Origin of the sequence: Pseudomonas sp. C6002 (assembly GCF_013385805.1) — a bacterium.
Taxonomy (GTDB): Bacteria; Pseudomonadota; Gammaproteobacteria; order Pseudomonadales; family Pseudomonadaceae; genus Aquipseudomonas.
Window position 1 is genome coordinate 270,728 of the sequence record NZ_JACAPH010000009.1, and the last position, 14,632, is coordinate 285,359.

Consider the following 14,632-nt stretch of genomic DNA (forward strand, 5'->3'; position numbering starts at 1 on the left):
CCGTCGGATTGGCTAGGGCGCTTGGGTTTGCGGTTGGGTACTGTCGATGCTTTTGGCGTGCGCCCTTCAAGGAAACCTCACCGATGTCCATCGGAAAAAACTTCGCCGGCGTCATCGCCTTCATGAAAGTCGCGGCCAGCGAAAGCTTCAGCGAGGCAGCACGCGACCTGGGCATTTCAGTGCCTTCGGTGAGTCGCAGCATTACGCGCCTGGAAACCCAACTGGCGATCAAGCTGCTGGAACGCACGACCCACAGCGTAGCGGTCACGCAGGAAGGGCGCCGGTTTTTTCAAGAGTGCCTGCCCAGTGTCGAGCATCTGTTGCGCACGACCGAAGCGCTGAAACACGCTACCCAGTCGCCGTCCGGCGTAGTGCGCGTAAGCTCTACCGTGGGTTTTGGGCGCAAGTGCATTGCGCCGCTGTTGCCTGGGTTCTGTAAGTCCCACCCGGACATCACCCTCGAATTTGATCTGAATGATCGCCATGTGGATTTCGCCGAAGGTCGCGTGGATGTCGCGATTCGCAACGGGCGGCTGGAGAACGCCGATGTGATCGCCAGGCAACTGGCGCCGATGAGTTTCGTCACCTGCGCCGCGCCTGAGTACCTGCACTCAGCCGGCTACCCGCAGACCCTGGAAGACCTTGCGGCGCACAAGACTATCGCCTTTCGCCTGGCGCAGTCGGGCAAGCCGCATGTGTGGGAGTTTGAAGTCGACGGGCAGTTCATACGGCTGCCGTTGCCTTACAGCCAGTTGTTCAATGACCCGGAGCTAGTGGCGCTCGCGGCCGTAGCCGGCGGTGGTGTGGCACAGCTGGCCGGCTATCAGGCGCAGCACTGGATCGCGCAACAGCGTTTGATCGTTTTGCTGCCGGGTTATGCGGCGCAGGCGCGGGGCAGGGGGCATTACATCTGCTATCGGCAGCGCGACAAGATACCGCTGCGAGTCAAGCTGTTCGTCGACTACATGGTGCAAGCCTTCCAGGCATGACCATTGGGTAAAAGGCTTTTGCCTGGGTGCCTAATTGTCGCGGGTGGCGATGGCTGGGCACTATCCGGGTGATATTTATCACCGGGAAATCAATATGTTAAGCAAAGCTATCAAACCCTGGCTGGAATGGCTGTGGCTGCTGCCGTTCGCCGCGGCGCTGTATTATCCGTGGGCGCTGGCGTGGAGTAACCAGGCGCATGTGGCAGGCGCCGGCACCCCGGTCGTCCTGGCGCTGATCCTGAGTGCCTATGCGGTGCCGCTGTTGGCGTTTGCCTGTGTGTATGTCACCGGTGTTCAACCGGTCATGAGCGCACGCCTGGTCCTGGCGCGACGCTTGTCGTGCCTGGCGGTGGCTGCGCCTCCTGCGTACACGCTTATGGGCGTCTTGCTGTACCTGATGAAAATCGAGGGCCACGACATCGCGGTATGGAGCGGGCTGTGGCTGGCGCTGGCGGGCTTTTTTGCGATGGTGTCGTCAACGGGCCCGAGCACCAGCCTGGTGACCTTGGACAAGACCTATATCAAGCTGCGTGTCGCCCACGGCATCGCCTCGGTGGCGATCCTGTTGGTGTTTCTCGCGCCGCACCTGTTCAACCACCTCCTGGGTGTACTGGGTACCGATGTGCATAAGTCGGTGATGGACGTGCTGCGACGGGTGTATCGCAATGGCTGGCTGGAGCCGGTGATCATTGTCACGTTTTTCTTTCAGATTCTCAGCGGGCTGGTGTTGATTCGCCCGAAGACCGTCACGCGTGCCGACCTGCTGGACGCGTTACAAACCGCCTCCGGCGCCTATCTCTCGCTGTTTATCGCGTCCCATATCAACTCGGTGTTTACCCTGGCGCGTTACTTCGGCACCGACACCGATTACGCCTGGGCCGTGGCCGAGCCCGTAGGGTTATTGGCGGATCCATGGAGCATTCGGCTGCTGCCGCATTACTCGCTGGCGGTGTTCCTGCTGATTGGGCATCTGGGTTGTGGTTTGCGAGGTGTATTGCGTAATCACAATGTCAGCGAGTCACGCAGTTCGCTGTTGACCTGGCTGGTGATTGGCATGGGCGCCATAGTCACGATCATCATTACCAGCGGCATGCTGGGGGTCAGGGTTTAGGCTGTTTACGGCACCGTAAAAAGTATTGGCTTGTGTAATTCAAAGCGCTCAACGTATTATCCAAGATCTCTCTTGGTTATATGATTGGTGGGCATTGCGCCACTACACCGGAATCTGTCCTTCCTGCAATGGGCTTGAGTACGGCGTGAGGCTTAGGCTGCGATGGACTGCGCAGCGGTCGTGAATCCTGAACCGTTGGTGTATCCGGGACACTGCGGCGCTGGAATTGCGGTTGCTGCGCAGCCCATCGCAGCCTCTTTCTTACAGGCGGCGGGGCTGGATGCTGTAGGCGCAGCGCCGGTCCCCGGAAATCAAATGCTCGCGCCGCTCCACCACATTCTCATCGCCCAGGGCTGCCTGGAAGATCTGCAGTTCCGAGCGGCAGAACCCCTGGCATTTACGGGCGGCGACGCAGATCGGGCAGTGGTTCTCCACCAGCAGCCAGCCATCGTCCAGCGGCTCCATCTGCGCCATGTACCCGGCGCGTTCGCGAATCTGTACCAGGATCTCGACTTTCTCCCGCAAGGTCGACGCGGCGGAGCAGGCCTGGGTGTATTCGTGCCTGGCCGTCGCTTCCATGCTGGCGATGACTTTTTCCACGCCTTCGCTGCCAAAAATTCCTTCAATGGACTCGATCAGGTGCAACGTCAGTACGCTGTGGGAATCGGGGAATTTGCTTTGGGCGGTTTCGGTCAATGTCCACTTCAACGAGGGCCGGCCGGCACCCGAGATGGGGGCCGATACACCGACGATCAACTGCGCGACCTGCAACTTCTGGATTTGCTGGCGGGCGGCTTCGGAGGTGATTTCCAGCAGTGCAGCCAGGTCCGTGGTTTTCAGCGGGCCACGGGTCTTGAGCAGGAACAGAATGCGGTCCCCGGTGGATGCCTGGCTGTCGTCGGTGGGTGTGGCGTTCATAGATCGGGAATAACCATGGAAGTGACCGGCTCATTTGACCACAGCACGCATGTTGAGGCACCCCTTGATGCGCCTGAAGGTACGGTTCCAGTTGATTTGTATCGAAAGCATTCTGCTGGCCCATCACGCATTTTTCCCTCGCTACTATCGGCCGCCTGCCCAACCCACGAGGGAAAAGGAATGAGTGAGACCCCCGATAGCCTGAACACACCACCCGAGGGATACAGCGACTGGCTGTCCGATCTCAAGAGTCGAATCCACTGCGCCCAGCAACGCGCCACCCTGGCGGTAAACCGCGAGCTGGTGTTGCTGTATTGGCAAATCGGCCAGGATATTCTGACCCGGCAAGCGCGGCAGGGCTGGGGGACCAAGGTGATTGAGCGGCTGGCGCAGGATTTGCGTTCAGCATTTCCGGAGATGAAGGGTTTTTCGCCGCGTAACCTGAAGTACATGCGCGCATTTGCGGAGGCGTGGCCGGACTCCGAATTTGTGCAACAGGCTGCTGCACAATTGCCCTGGGGCCATAACCTGGTGTTGCTGGACAGGCTGCCCGGGCGCGAAACCCGTCGCTGGTACATTGCCCAGGCCATCGAGCACAACTGGTCGCGCAACGTCCTGGTGATGCAAATCGAGGGTCGCCTGCTGGAGCGCAGCGGCAATGCGGTCAGCAACTTCGAGGGGCTGCTACCCAAGGCGCAATCCGACCTGGCTCGCGAATCGCTTAAAGATCCTTACCGTTTCGACTTCCTGGGCCTGTCCCTTGACGCGCAGGAGCGTGAAATCGAAAACGCCCTGGTCAAACATGTCACCGATTTTCTGCTGGAGCTGGGCGCCGGTTTTGCCTTCGTGGGACGGCAAGTATTGCTGGACGTAGGGGGCGAGGAGTTTTTCGTCGACCTGCTGTTTTATCACCTCAAGCTGAGGTGCTACGTGGTGATCGAACTCAAGGCCGGTAAATTCAAACCCGACCATCTGGGGCAGTTGGGCTTTTACCTCGCTGCGGTAGACGCCCAGCTCAAGCACCCGCAGGACAGCCCCACCATCGGCCTGCTGCTGTGCAAGAGCAAGAACGAAGTAGTGGCCGAATACGCTCTGCGTGACAGCTCCCGTCCTATTGGGGTTGCCGAGTATCAGCTGGTGGAATCCCTGCCGGCAGAGCTGCAAACCAGCCTGCCCAGCATCGAACAGATTGAACGTGAACTGGCAAGTGATCGCCCCTCCATGGCCAGTGCTTCGTAGTACTGTGCCGACAGGCTGGACATTGGCAATCGCGTCGGCACAATGAGCGCCTTGAAAGGAACTCACCCAAGGAAAGCCATGGCCCGCCGTATTCATTCTGCCTACCCAATGTTGTTGCTCGCTGGCGCGCTGATAGGCGCAGCGATGCCTGCCAGTGGCGCGTCCTTCGATTGTAAAAAGGCCTCCACCACGGTGGAAAAGGCCATTTGCGCCAGCCCTGAATTAAGCGAACTCGACACTACGCTGAGCGTTTACTACAGCCAGGCAATGGCCAAACTGGCACCCGACCAGCGCGACGAATTGCGCCGTGGCCAGCGCACGTGGTTGCAGACTCGCAACGCGTGTGCCGGTGCCCCCGAACAATTGCCCGGCTGCCTGCAATCCCAACTGAGCCAGAGAGTGGTCGAGGTGGGAACCATCACCCACAAAGACACCGCAGCCCTTGACGCAATCATTGCCAGTATTCCGTACCATCCGGCCCAGGCAGCTGAAGGGCTTCGGCGCTACCCGATGAACGATCTGGCCGCCTCCTGGCTGGTCTACCTGCAGCGTTTTGAACCTGACAGTGGCGTTACGGAGAATGAGGCCGAGGAGAATCGCAAGCAGGTTCTCATAGCACTCAAGGAAGACAGTTTTCCCTGGTCGATCTGGCAGGACCTGCAGAATGATCCTGCTGTCAGCCGTGACCGGGTGATGTTGACCTTGCTGCGCATGATGATCGAGCGCCAACAGTATGAGATGTACGCCGACCAACGCCCGTATGTGCACTGTTTCGTTTTCAGCCGGCAGGGTGAGGTCGCGTATGAGTCGTTCGGGTCGTTGTACGGCTCCACCCGCGACAGCTTTGCGCCGATTTGTGCCCCTCAGGGTGATCTGTTTGCACAGCCGGCGTGGAAGCGGTTGGACGATTCGTTTACCGAGCCTTTGTCCACTGCATCGCAGAACGAAGGCACCATCCGCTTTGCCAGCTACGCCGACTGGAACACGCTTTCCCTCAAGGCCACCGCGTCGCCTCGGCTGTTTCTCCAGCCAGGCACCGCAGCGCAGGCCCAGGACCCGGAATCAGCCCTGCACAACTGGGGCGCAGATAAACAGTGGCCTGCCAGGCAACGTCAGCAAGCGCTGGCCGCCATTGAGCCCGCACGGCAAGCGACGAGTGACTGGCTGCAACGCGAGCGCGGCTTCTCTGCTGCTGATGCCAGGCAAGCAGCCCGGGAAATCGTTCGGCAGTGGATGAACCTGCGCCTGGACTTTATCGGCGGCCCCAGCGAGAACTAATCGGTCAACTGCCCGATTCTGGCACGGCCTTTTTGCCGGTCTTGGTACCGGGATGCTGGGTCGAGGTGCCTTTATGGCGCGTGCTCTTCACGGTTTTAGACGGTGCAGGTGCGTTCGTTTCAGCGTCCTTGTTGCCACTGCTGTCAGCCCCGGACGGGCTGCTGGGATAGGTGCCGGGCGGCAGTGCCGAGCCAGGAGCGCTGTTGCCGCTCAGGGCGGGCACCTCGGGGGCGGTGTTGTCGCCGAAGGCTGCGTAGGCGGGGGCATACAGAACGAGCGCCAGGCTGGCGACAAGTACGATCCTTTGGGAAATGCTGGTCTTCATGACTCAATCCCTCTTGGCGATGGGGACCGAAGCCCGGAGCACATCCAGGCTTCGGCGACGCCTCAATCAAGACTTCCTGGAGCCTGGGGCGTGGCTATGAGCCCCGCCTTTTTTGCCCGCTTCAGAAGCCTTCTCGCGGTCATTGGCGAAGTTGCCGCCTGAACCCTGGCCGCCGCTTTTACGGTTTGGGTCTTTCTGGTCTTTGTGACCAGCACCTGGGGTAGTTTTTCCACTATTAGCCATTTTGAAAACCCTCAATGATGAGCGAATCAATGGTGTTGCCTAATTGGGAATCCTCCAGCCAATTCAAAGTTTGAAATAGTTTCCAGGCATGCGACGAATGGACATCAAGCCGCCATTGGCTTCGCGCCGGGTGCTTTCTTGTGCGCGGCTTTCATCGCTTCCATCTCCGCGCCCAGCTCTTCCAGCAAGGCCTTGCCCAACAGCTTCCTGGCCTGTGGGAACATCTCGCTTTCCTCTTCCTCGATATGGTGCTCCAACAGTTCCTTGACGACTTTCACCCGGCCGGAAAACTCGGTGGTGGAGGGCGAAGTCTGCTTCAGGTCCGGAAGGACGAGGGAGTCGACAGTGCGATGTTCTTCCTTGGCCTCGTGGTACATGATTTCCTGATCCTTGCCCCCAGCCTTGCGAAAAGCCGGATAGAGGATTTCTTCCTCAAGGCGGGTGTGAAGGCTGATTTCCATTTCCAGTTTCGCCAGTAGCTCGGTGCGCTTTTTGACGCCGCGTTCAGTAGACTCACTCAGCTGGTTCAGGATGGCTTTGACGCGTTCGTGGTCGGCCTTGAGAAGATCAATGGCATTCATGGGTGACACCTCACGGGTAGCGAAAGGGCGGGTCGAATTGCCCGCCTGTCCAGACCTCTACAGCATGAGTTGTACCAAGTTGAGCGGAATATTTATTGGCTTATAAATCAATAGTTTATATCGAATAAATATCGACGCTGGTCGTGCAGGTTGCACGGTCCAGTGGCGGCTGGCATGCATTAAACCATGCCTAGCCGCCGCTGACTTTCCAGTGCTTGATGTCGTCGGCAAACACGATCTGCTCGACCTCATGGGCAATCCCGTAGGCCAGTGACTCGTGGGCGGCGATGACTTTTTCCTCGGCCGAGAGGCACTTGAAAATATCCAGGTGGGTTTCGGCGCTGGCGGTTTCCAGTTCGTAGATTTTCACGTAGCGCGCCAGGTCGTTGTCCAGGCTCGACAGGTATTCCCGCAGGCGCTGGTGGTCTACCGAGTTCTGGTTGAAGTACCAGTTCATCGGATGGATCAGGAAGCGCGAGTGTGGCGTGGTGATCCGGCGGTTTGCCGCCAGGAACATGATGATGCCCATGGACTCGATATTGCCCGCATTGATCGCACACAACGGCACCGGCAGGGACTTGAGGAACGTGTAGAGGGTAAAACCGAAATTGGTGCTGCCGCCGGTGGTCGACAGGTTCAACAGCAACGAACTGGCGCCTTGATCGATCGCGTCCAGGCAGCAATCACGAAAGCGCTCGGTGGTGCCCTGATCGATCTGGCAGTGAAAGTGGATGATGTGCTCGGTCATCCCGGGCCTCCGAGGGGTAAAAGGTAGTGTCCATCTGAGTCTAGAAGGTTACGGCCCGTGTGCCGCAACCGTTGGGCGAGAGCCATCCGTTGCAATTTTAATGAACCCTCGGGCGCGTTGCTTGACCTAACGCATACGACCTCAGGAGGATGAATCATGCAAATCGAATATGTCTGGATTGGCTTGGCGGTGATTCTGGTGCTGCTGGAACTGTGGGCGATCAACAGCGTTCTGCGCAGTGGCAGTGGCTGGGAGACCAAGGGGTTATGGCTGGTGGTACTGATCTTCATGCCGCTGTTGGGGCTGATCCTCTGGGCGCTGTTTGGACCCAAGGGTGTGAACCGGGCGACACATGCCACTGGGCATGGCAAAGGCTAAGACAGAATCGAAAAAAACAGGCGCCCGAGGGCGCCTGTTTGCATTGGCGGGCGTCAAGCCGCCAGTGTCTTGGCAATGGCCTCATTGAACGCCGGCAAGTCGTCGGGCGTGCGCGAGGTAATCAGAGTCCAGCCATTGGCCGGGCATTCCTTCACCTGCGTATCCACCCAGTTTGCTGCGCCGGCATTGACCAGGTCAGTGCGCACGCTTTTGTAGGAGGTGAGGGTCTTGCCGCCGATCACGCCGGCATCAATCAGGGCCCAAGGGCCATGGCAGATGGCGGCTACGGTTTTCCCGGCCTTGACGAAGTCATTGATCAGCCGCAGTGCATCGGCGTCCTGGCGCAGGGTGTCGGCATTGACGGTGCCCCCGGGGATGACCAGTGCATCGAAATCACTGCCGTGCAGGTCCGAGAGCTTGGCGTCGGACTCTACCGTCCTGTCTTTCTCGGTGTCCTTGAGAAAGGTCTGGGTGCTGCCACCTTTGCTGGAGCCGTGGGTCACCGTGGCGCCGAAACCACGCAGGGCTTCCAGCGGCTTGAGCAACTCGTCGCGCTCGATACCGGTGTTGGAGGTGATGATCAGAATCTTCTTGCCGTGCAGTTGCGAACTCATGGTCGAGTGTCTCCTGAGTGGGTCAATGATTAATTGGCGTGCTGGGACTGCAACTCCTTGGCCATCTTCAGATGGGTTTCGAGAGTCGGCAGGGTCTTCTCGGCAAAAGCCTTCAGTTCGGCGTTATCCGAGGAGGCGGCTTCTTTTTTGAACAGGGCCACGGTGTCTTCGTGGGCCTTTACCTGGTTGTCGGCGTAAGCCTTGTCAAAGGACTCTTCACGGATTTCCAGGATCATTTTCTTGGCCTTGTCGGTGAGGCTGGCATCGTCGGGCACCTTGATGTCGAGCTTCGTCGCCAGGGCCGTCAGCTCCTGGTTGGCCTTGGTGTGGTCGGTGATCATGTGCTGGGCAAACGCCTTGATATCAGCGGCACCGCTCTTTTCCAGCGCCAGTTTGCCGGCTTCTACTTCGGTGATGCCGCCCTGGGCTGCGGCGTCAACGAAGTCATTGGAAGTGGCGGCCATGGCCACACCCATCGAGCCCGCGGCCAGCGCGAAGGTCAGTCCCATTTGTTTCATCAGCAAGTGCTTCATGATGCTTCTCCTGAAGAGTGGCGCGATGCCGTTACCTGACTGTTGAGGGGGGGCAGCGCAAAAGGTTTAAATTAATTTGCCCCATTTTTCGGCGCGTACACCCGAGGCAATTTCCTTGAACTATCGAAAAGCCTTGGGCTCTGCTGCATAACGGCTCCGCGCTGGAGCCTGACCTTTGAACCGCAGGAGAATCCCCATGGGCACTGAAAAAACCGCCGACAAAACCCCTGATGCGATCAGCTCTGAACAGGCGCAGAAAGGTCGCCAGGCTGCCGACCAGGACAGCTCTTTACAGCGTCCCAATCCCAAGACAGAAACCATCGATAAGGTGATCACGCCGACGTCCATCAAGGACACACAACGGCAAACCGAGCAGATCAACGAGCAAGCCGCCAAGGCCGAGCGCAAGCTGGGTCGGTGAAGAACGGAGGCATTCATGGGGCGATCCATCAGCGCCGGGGAACTGGGTATTGAGCTCAAGCCCGGTGATGACAACGCACTGTTCAAGTGGTTTGTCGCCAGCTTCCTGATGGGCAAGCGCATTCAGGCGCAGATCGCGGCGCAGGCCTATCAGGTGATTGTGGTGAAGCATGGCCGGGACACCCCGCGCAAACTGCAACACTGCACCTCTCGCGAACTGGTGGCCATGCTCGGTGAGGCGCATTACGTGCGTTACGACGAAAGCACCGCGCAACGCCTGCTCGACCTCAGCAGCAAGTTGAATGCGGAGTACGCGGGCAGGATCAGCCATATCCACGATGCCAGTGCCGACCGTGGGGAGTTTGAAAAACGCTTGAATGCGTTCGAGGGCGTCGGGCCGAAGACGGTGGAGATTTTCATGAGGGATGCGGCGTCGGTGTTGTTCTGATGCCGATTTTTCTCGGTTGTGCCGGTTGGAGCCTGCCTCGTGAGCAATGGCCACGGTTTCCCCGGCAGGGCACTCATCTGCAACGTTATGCCGCGTGCTTGAATGCGGTTGAAATCAACAGTTCCTTCTACCGCCCCCATCGCCCGCAGACCTACGAACGATGGGCGCAGTCAGTGCCGTCGGGCTTTGGTTTTTCGGTCAAGCTACCACGGTACATCACCCATGAATTACGTCTGCGTGACTGCGATACGGCATTGGATGAGTTCCTTGCACAGTGCCTGCAATTGGGCGACCGCCTGGGCTGCCTGCTGGTGCAATTGCCGCCTTCTTTAAGCTACGACCCGATCATTGCCGGCGGCTTTTTCACAGCCTTGCGTCAACGCTTCCCTGGGCCTGTGGTGCTGGAGCCGCGACACGCCAGTTGGGCGCAGGCCGGCGGGCTTTTGCAGGATTACCAGATAGGACGGGTCGCCGCCGACCCGCCGGTGATCGCTTATGGGGATGTACCGAAAGGTTGGCAAGGCGTGCGTTATTGGCGCCTGCATGGTTCGCCGCGTATCTATCACAGCGCTTACGAAACCGAGCGTTTGTGCGCGCTGGCCGAGGTATTGAGAGCCTCCCTGGAGGAGGGCATTCCGACCTGGTGTATTTTCGATAATACGGCCAGCGGTCATGCGCTGGTCGATGCGCTTGCCCTTCAAGCGATGCTTGCCCCTCAGGCATCCACTTGCATCACCTCCAGCCCCAGGCATTCATAAGCCTCGACGCTGCCCGGCGGCACGTGCCACTCGGTAATCAGGGTATGAATGCGGCTGCACGGTGCCACCACGAATGGCTCCACGGCGCCCAGCTTGTCGGCCAGGGTGACGGCCACCACGTGGGAGGCGCTGTCGAGCATAGCCTGTTTTACCGCCACTTCCTCGAAGTGCAACGAGCTGATACCGACCTGTGGATGCAGTGCGCACACACCCGTGAACAGCAGGTCGGCCTTGATGCCCTGGATCAGCCGCAATGCTTCATGCCCGCTGGCGGCCATGGTCACCGGGTTGAGTTGGCCACCGGCAAGGATCACCGTCACATTGGGATGTTCGGACAACGCGATGGCAATCATCGGTGAGTGCGTGACGGCGGTCAGCTTGATGGAATGCGGTAGTGACTGGGCGATTTGCAGGGTGGTGGTACCGGAGTCGAACAGCACGATCTGGCCGTCCTCCACGCGATCGGCGGCGAGTTGCGCCAGGTGGCGTTTGGTCGCGGTGGTTTCGCCAAACCGGGTAAAGAAATCCTTGCCGGTGTCCTTGGGCCGTGGCAGCGCACCTCCATGCACGCGTTGCAGCAGACCGGCGGAGGCCAGTTCGCCAAGGTCGCGGCGAATGGTGTCCTGGGAAACGGCGAAATGCTCCACCAACTCCGAGGCAGTGACTTTACCGTCGCGCTCCAGCAGCAACAGGATTTTCTGTTTGCGCAGGGAGGGCAGGTCGATGGCAGCATGGGTGTTATGCATGTTTTTGCTCGTTGATGCGTGTTTATGCGAGATTAATCAGCATTAGGCGCAAACGCAATGGGTTGGGGTGTCGGTGATGCCCTGCCGAGTGAGCTGATCACCATGGAAAAACCACACCCGGTCCGGTACCGAACCCCATGTTTCGATTCGCGAAGTGATGCAGGAGATTTTGCTGCCGCCAAGCTTTCCAGAAGGGCATTACCGAGCAAAATAATCGTAAAAAAGTAAAAAGAGTTGTCCACGAAAACCGTGGGTATCTCTGTGGATAACTTCGCTTGAGCCCGGCGGGTATGGCGATTTAACCTGCGGTTAATATTTGATCAGTCACTGTTTATGGCAAGCATGGGCAGGCTTTGCGCCTTGACAGGCACCGGCGAAACCGGTGCCGAAATGCAGATTTACGAGTCGTTTGGGCGCCCGGTGGAGGGCCCGGCAACCTGAGTGGCGCGCTTCGATTGCATCAGGCTGTCCAACGCCTGGCGATAACTGCTGCCGGCCAGTCGCATGCTGTCGTTATGAGTGGCACCGGGTACCAGCAACAGGTGTTTCGGCTGTTGGGCGGCGTCAAACAGTTGCTGGCTGAAGCGCGGTGGCACGAAGGCATCGGCGAGCCCGTGAACCACCAGCAGCGGCATGTGGATATCAGCGATCTTGTCAATGGAATCGAACTTCTGCGACAGCAGCCAGCGCACCGGCAATGACGTATTGGCTACTGCCGTGGCCACATCTGCCAGGGAGGTAAAGGTGGACTCGATGACCAGTCCGCGCACTGGCGGCGGCACATGATCATCCGCTGCTTGCTTGCCCAGTTCCGCCGCGAGGTCGATGGCCACCGCGCCACCCAGGGAGTGCCCGTAGATGAGGCGCTTGGCAGGATCGGGTTGCAGCACCTGGAAGCGTTCCCAGGCAATGCGCGCGTCTTCGTACACGCTGGTTTCCGACGGCAGGTCGCCTCGACTCTGGCCGAAGCCGCGGTAGTCGATGGCCAGTACGGAAAAGCCCAGGGCCCGCAGCTGTTCGATGCGAAACAGTTGGCCAGTGAGGTTCCAGCGCACGCCGTGCAGGTAGAGAATTGCCGGCGCGTCCTTCTGTGCCGCTGGCCACCACCAGCCATGAATATTCTGCCCTGCCTTGAAACTCGCGGGTTTCAGGTCGAATTCCTGCACATCACGCGGCAACCCGCTGTACCAGCTGGCAGTGCCTGGCTCCACGCGAAACAGCAACTCGCGTTCCTTGTGTTGCAGCACGGCGCAACCCACGGGCAGGCCGATGATCAGGGCGGCCATGCACAGCAGGGGAAACCAGCGCAGGCCGAGACGGGACAGAAAACGTGAAGACATGAAGGTTCCAGGACACAGGCGAAGCACGGGTTTTAACAGATGCCCTGGGCGCGCAGGAAATATTCAGACGGTCGTCACCGGACATTGCTTGCAAAGTATTACATCGCCTCGTCCAGCAGAGAAAAGAAGTGCCCGGCCAAGGGGGAAGAATGGCTGGTGTTCCAGTTGAGGTAGAGCCCGATGCTGGAGGACGCGGCGGCGAGGGGCACAAACGCCACTTTGTCACGGGGCATCGAACGGGCAATGGACTGCGGCACCAGCGCCACACCAAACCCGCACGCCACCAGGCCAATCAGGGTGGGTAATTGATCGGCTTCCTGGACCACCCTTGGAGAGAAGCCCGCGGCCTCGCATAAAGCGATCAACTGGTGGTGATAGCCACTGCCCAATGCCTGGGGCGTGAACACAAAATCGGCGCCGGCAAAGTCCTTCAGCTCGATAGCGACGTCATCCGCATTCGGATGGTCTGCGGGCAGCGCCAGCAGGATCGGTTCATCCAGCAGCAGCCGGGATTCGATGTTATCTGCCTGGCCTGGCAGGTAGCGCAAAAAAGCGATATCGGTATCACCACTCAACAAGGCCTTGGCCTGGTTGGCAGAGGGCATTTCCTTGATCACCAACTGAACCCTGGGGAACGCCAGGCGAAACTGCCTGAGGGTATCCAGCAACCACGGATAGCCGGTGATCGACACCGAGGTGATGGTGAGCGTGCCGGCGGTTCCCTGGGACACCTGCCGGGATTGCTCAATGCCTTGCTGCAATTGCCCGAGGACGGTGTAGGCCGTCTGAAGAAACGCCGCCCCGGCTGGCAGCAGCTTCACGCCACGACGGTCACGCTGCAGCAGGGCAAACCCCAACTTTGCCTCCAGGCGATTGATCGCCTGGCTCAACGCTGGCTGCGCCATATGCAGGCGCTCCGCAGCCTGGTGAAAGTGCAGCGCTTCGGCAACGGCAACGAACTGGCGCAATAGGCGGGTTTCGATCATCTGGGCTGTTCCTTCAGGTAGATGGCGGTGTGGGGCTTGATACGGCGCAGGTATCAATATCGCTGTTTTTCAGTATTAAACAGGACGGCCACGGGTTGTTAGGGTGGAGTGCCTATCAGGAGAACGCGACGATGGACTTTACAGGTAAAACCGCAATCGTGACCGGTGCCGCCCGTGGCTTGGGGTTCAGCTATGCGCGCGAGTTGGCGCGACTCGGCGCGCAGGTGGTAATCAGTGATATCGGTGCCGACACCCTCGGCGATGGGGCTGATCCCCAGGTGGTACAGGCGGCCGCGCTGGCGCTGCAGGGTGAAGGCCTGCGGGTGGTTGGCCACGCGGGTGACCTGTCCGGCGAAGCGGGGTGTCGAGCGCTGATCGAGTGCGCCATCACGCATTTCGGGCAGCTCGATATCCTGATCCACAATGCTGGCTGGGTCGGCTATCAGCCCATCGAGGCCGCCGACGAGGCTTTCATCCGGCGGGCCATGGGCGTCAATGTCTATGCACCGATCTGGCTGTGCAAACACGCGTGGCAGCACCTCACGCGATCTGCCGCACCCCGCATTGTGCTGACCACCTCCGACCGTGCGATGTATACGCGCTACGTCCAGCCGGGCCTGGCGGCCTACAGCGCGGGGAAGATGGCGCAACTGGGGATCATGAATGCCTTGAGCGGGGAAGGGGCGGAGGCCGGGATCCTGGTCAATGCCATCTCACCCGTGGCCAAGACCCGCATGTGGGGCGTGACCGGCGAGCCGCACAACCTCAAGCCGGAATGGGTCACGCCTGGGGTGATCTTCCTGGCTTCGGCTGCGTGCCAGGACAGCGGCTATATCCTGCGTGCCAGCAACGGCCAGTTCACCGCCACGCGGTTCGCGGAAAATCCGGGGGTCGAGTATCCGGTTGACCTGGCGCGGGTCAACGCCTCGGACGCTGCGCAAGTCGCCGCGTCATGGCAAGCCATCAAGGACTGTTGA

The 14,632-nt window shown here is 59.6% G+C and carries 19 protein-coding genes; 9 read left to right on the forward strand and 10 right to left on the reverse strand.

The window, feature by feature from the left end; translation table 11 throughout:
• Positions 1–83 precede the first annotated feature (83 nt).
• On the forward strand, positions 84–989 hold the full coding sequence (locus tag HX817_RS05030) for a LysR family transcriptional regulator (protein ID WP_177028170.1): 906 nt from the start codon (positions 84–86) through the stop codon (positions 987–989).
• Positions 990–1,083: 94 nt separating this feature from the next.
• Positions 1,084–2,100 carry a hypothetical protein gene (locus HX817_RS05035; RefSeq protein ID WP_177039891.1) on the forward strand — a complete coding sequence of 339 codons (1,017 nt, stop codon included), beginning with the start codon at positions 1,084–1,086 and terminating at the stop codon, positions 2,098–2,100.
• A 261-nt stretch (positions 2,101–2,361) separates the two neighbouring features.
• On the opposite strand, the gene HX817_RS05040 is transcribed toward HX817_RS05035, so the two are convergent.
• Positions 2,362–3,018 (reverse strand): metalloregulator ArsR/SmtB family transcription factor, encoded by a 657-nt coding sequence (locus tag HX817_RS05040; RefSeq protein WP_003207391.1) that lies wholly within the window; start codon positions 3,016–3,018, stop codon positions 2,362–2,364.
• 180 nt (positions 3,019–3,198) lie between these two features.
• Here HX817_RS05040 and HX817_RS05045 point away from each other — a divergent pair, with 180 nt between their 5' ends.
• Together HX817_RS05045 and HX817_RS05050 are read left to right on the forward strand one after the other, a co-directional pair.
• Positions 3,199–4,257 carry a YhcG family protein gene (locus HX817_RS05045; protein WP_177039892.1) on the forward strand — a complete coding sequence of 353 codons (1,059 nt, stop codon included), beginning with the start codon at positions 3,199–3,201 and terminating at the stop codon, positions 4,255–4,257.
• A 78-nt stretch (positions 4,258–4,335) separates the two neighbouring features.
• Complete coding sequence (locus HX817_RS05050; protein WP_177039893.1) at positions 4,336–5,535, forward strand: lysozyme inhibitor LprI family protein; 1,200 nt, start codon at positions 4,336–4,338, stop codon at positions 5,533–5,535.
• A 4-nt stretch (positions 5,536–5,539) separates the two neighbouring features.
• Here HX817_RS05050 and HX817_RS05055 read toward each other — a convergent pair whose 3' ends face one another.
• The 4 genes from HX817_RS05055 to HX817_RS05070 all read right to left on the reverse strand — a co-directional run bounded on the left by HX817_RS05055 (position 5,540) and on the right by HX817_RS05070 (position 7,432).
• A complete protein-coding gene (locus HX817_RS05055) occupies positions 5,540–5,860 on the reverse strand; it encodes a hypothetical protein (RefSeq protein WP_177039894.1) in 321 nt (106 codons plus the stop codon).
• Positions 5,861–5,926: 66 nt separating this feature from the next.
• The gene (locus HX817_RS31560) at positions 5,927–6,103 is read right to left on the reverse strand and encodes a KGG domain-containing protein (RefSeq protein ID WP_177039985.1); all 177 of its coding nucleotides are present in this window, start codon (positions 6,101–6,103) and stop codon (positions 5,927–5,929) included.
• A 104-nt stretch (positions 6,104–6,207) separates the two neighbouring features.
• Positions 6,208–6,684: a hemerythrin domain-containing protein gene (locus HX817_RS05065; RefSeq protein WP_008435010.1), complete on the reverse strand. Its 477-nt coding sequence runs from the start codon at positions 6,682–6,684 to the stop codon at positions 6,208–6,210.
• Between the two features lie 190 nt (positions 6,685–6,874).
• A complete protein-coding gene (locus HX817_RS05070; RefSeq protein ID WP_008435011.1) occupies positions 6,875–7,432 on the reverse strand; it encodes an ATP-dependent Clp protease proteolytic subunit in 558 nt (185 codons plus the stop codon).
• A gap of 156 nt (positions 7,433–7,588) precedes the next feature.
• On the opposite strand from HX817_RS05070, the gene HX817_RS05075 reads away from it, so the two are divergent.
• Complete coding sequence (locus tag HX817_RS05075; protein WP_010171737.1) at positions 7,589–7,810, forward strand: PLD nuclease N-terminal domain-containing protein; 222 nt, start codon at positions 7,589–7,591, stop codon at positions 7,808–7,810.
• Between the two features lie 53 nt (positions 7,811–7,863).
• Here the strand turns inward: HX817_RS05075 and HX817_RS05080 are convergent, their stop codons facing one another.
• The gene (locus HX817_RS05080) at positions 7,864–8,424 is read right to left on the reverse strand and encodes a type 1 glutamine amidotransferase domain-containing protein (protein WP_003207402.1); all 561 of its coding nucleotides are present in this window, start codon (positions 8,422–8,424) and stop codon (positions 7,864–7,866) included.
• 29 nt (positions 8,425–8,453) lie between these two features.
• The gene (locus HX817_RS05085) at positions 8,454–8,957 is read right to left on the reverse strand and encodes a DUF4142 domain-containing protein (protein WP_003207404.1); all 504 of its coding nucleotides are present in this window, start codon (positions 8,955–8,957) and stop codon (positions 8,454–8,456) included.
• A gap of 196 nt (positions 8,958–9,153) precedes the next feature.
• Between HX817_RS05085 and HX817_RS05090 the strand changes: the two genes are divergently transcribed.
• From HX817_RS05090 to HX817_RS05100, 3 genes are read left to right on the forward strand one after another with little or no spacing between them, the layout of a single operon-like run.
• Complete coding sequence (locus HX817_RS05090; protein ID WP_102368862.1) at positions 9,154–9,378, forward strand: hypothetical protein; 225 nt, start codon at positions 9,154–9,156, stop codon at positions 9,376–9,378.
• 15 nt (positions 9,379–9,393) lie between these two features.
• The gene (locus HX817_RS05095) at positions 9,394–9,825 is read left to right on the forward strand and encodes a hypothetical protein (RefSeq protein ID WP_003207407.1); all 432 of its coding nucleotides are present in this window, start codon (positions 9,394–9,396) and stop codon (positions 9,823–9,825) included.
• Positions 9,825–10,583, forward strand: coding sequence for a DUF72 domain-containing protein (locus tag HX817_RS05100; protein ID WP_087692411.1), 759 nt, complete (start codon positions 9,825–9,827; stop codon positions 10,581–10,583). The genes HX817_RS05095 and HX817_RS05100 overlap by 1 nt, the downstream gene beginning before the upstream one ends.
• On the opposite strand, the gene HX817_RS05105 is transcribed toward HX817_RS05100, so the two are convergent.
• The 3 genes from HX817_RS05105 to HX817_RS05115 all read right to left on the reverse strand — a co-directional run bounded on the left by HX817_RS05105 (position 10,541) and on the right by HX817_RS05115 (position 13,655).
• Positions 10,541–11,329, reverse strand: a complete 789-nt coding sequence (locus tag HX817_RS05105) for a DeoR/GlpR family DNA-binding transcription regulator (protein ID WP_003207411.1) — start codon at positions 11,327–11,329, stop codon at positions 10,541–10,543. The two genes, HX817_RS05100 and HX817_RS05105, sit on opposite strands and share 43 nt — an antisense overlap.
• 398 nt (positions 11,330–11,727) lie before the next feature.
• Positions 11,728–12,669 carry an alpha/beta hydrolase gene (locus HX817_RS05110; protein WP_177039895.1) on the reverse strand — a complete coding sequence of 314 codons (942 nt, stop codon included), beginning with the start codon at positions 12,667–12,669 and terminating at the stop codon, positions 11,728–11,730.
• 98 nt (positions 12,670–12,767) lie between these two features.
• Positions 12,768–13,655 carry a LysR family transcriptional regulator gene (locus HX817_RS05115; protein ID WP_177039896.1) on the reverse strand — a complete coding sequence of 296 codons (888 nt, stop codon included), beginning with the start codon at positions 13,653–13,655 and terminating at the stop codon, positions 12,768–12,770.
• A gap of 131 nt (positions 13,656–13,786) precedes the next feature.
• Between HX817_RS05115 and HX817_RS05120 the strand changes: the two genes are divergently transcribed.
• On the forward strand, positions 13,787–14,632 hold the full coding sequence (locus tag HX817_RS05120; protein WP_177008584.1) for an SDR family NAD(P)-dependent oxidoreductase: 846 nt from the start codon (positions 13,787–13,789) through the stop codon (positions 14,630–14,632).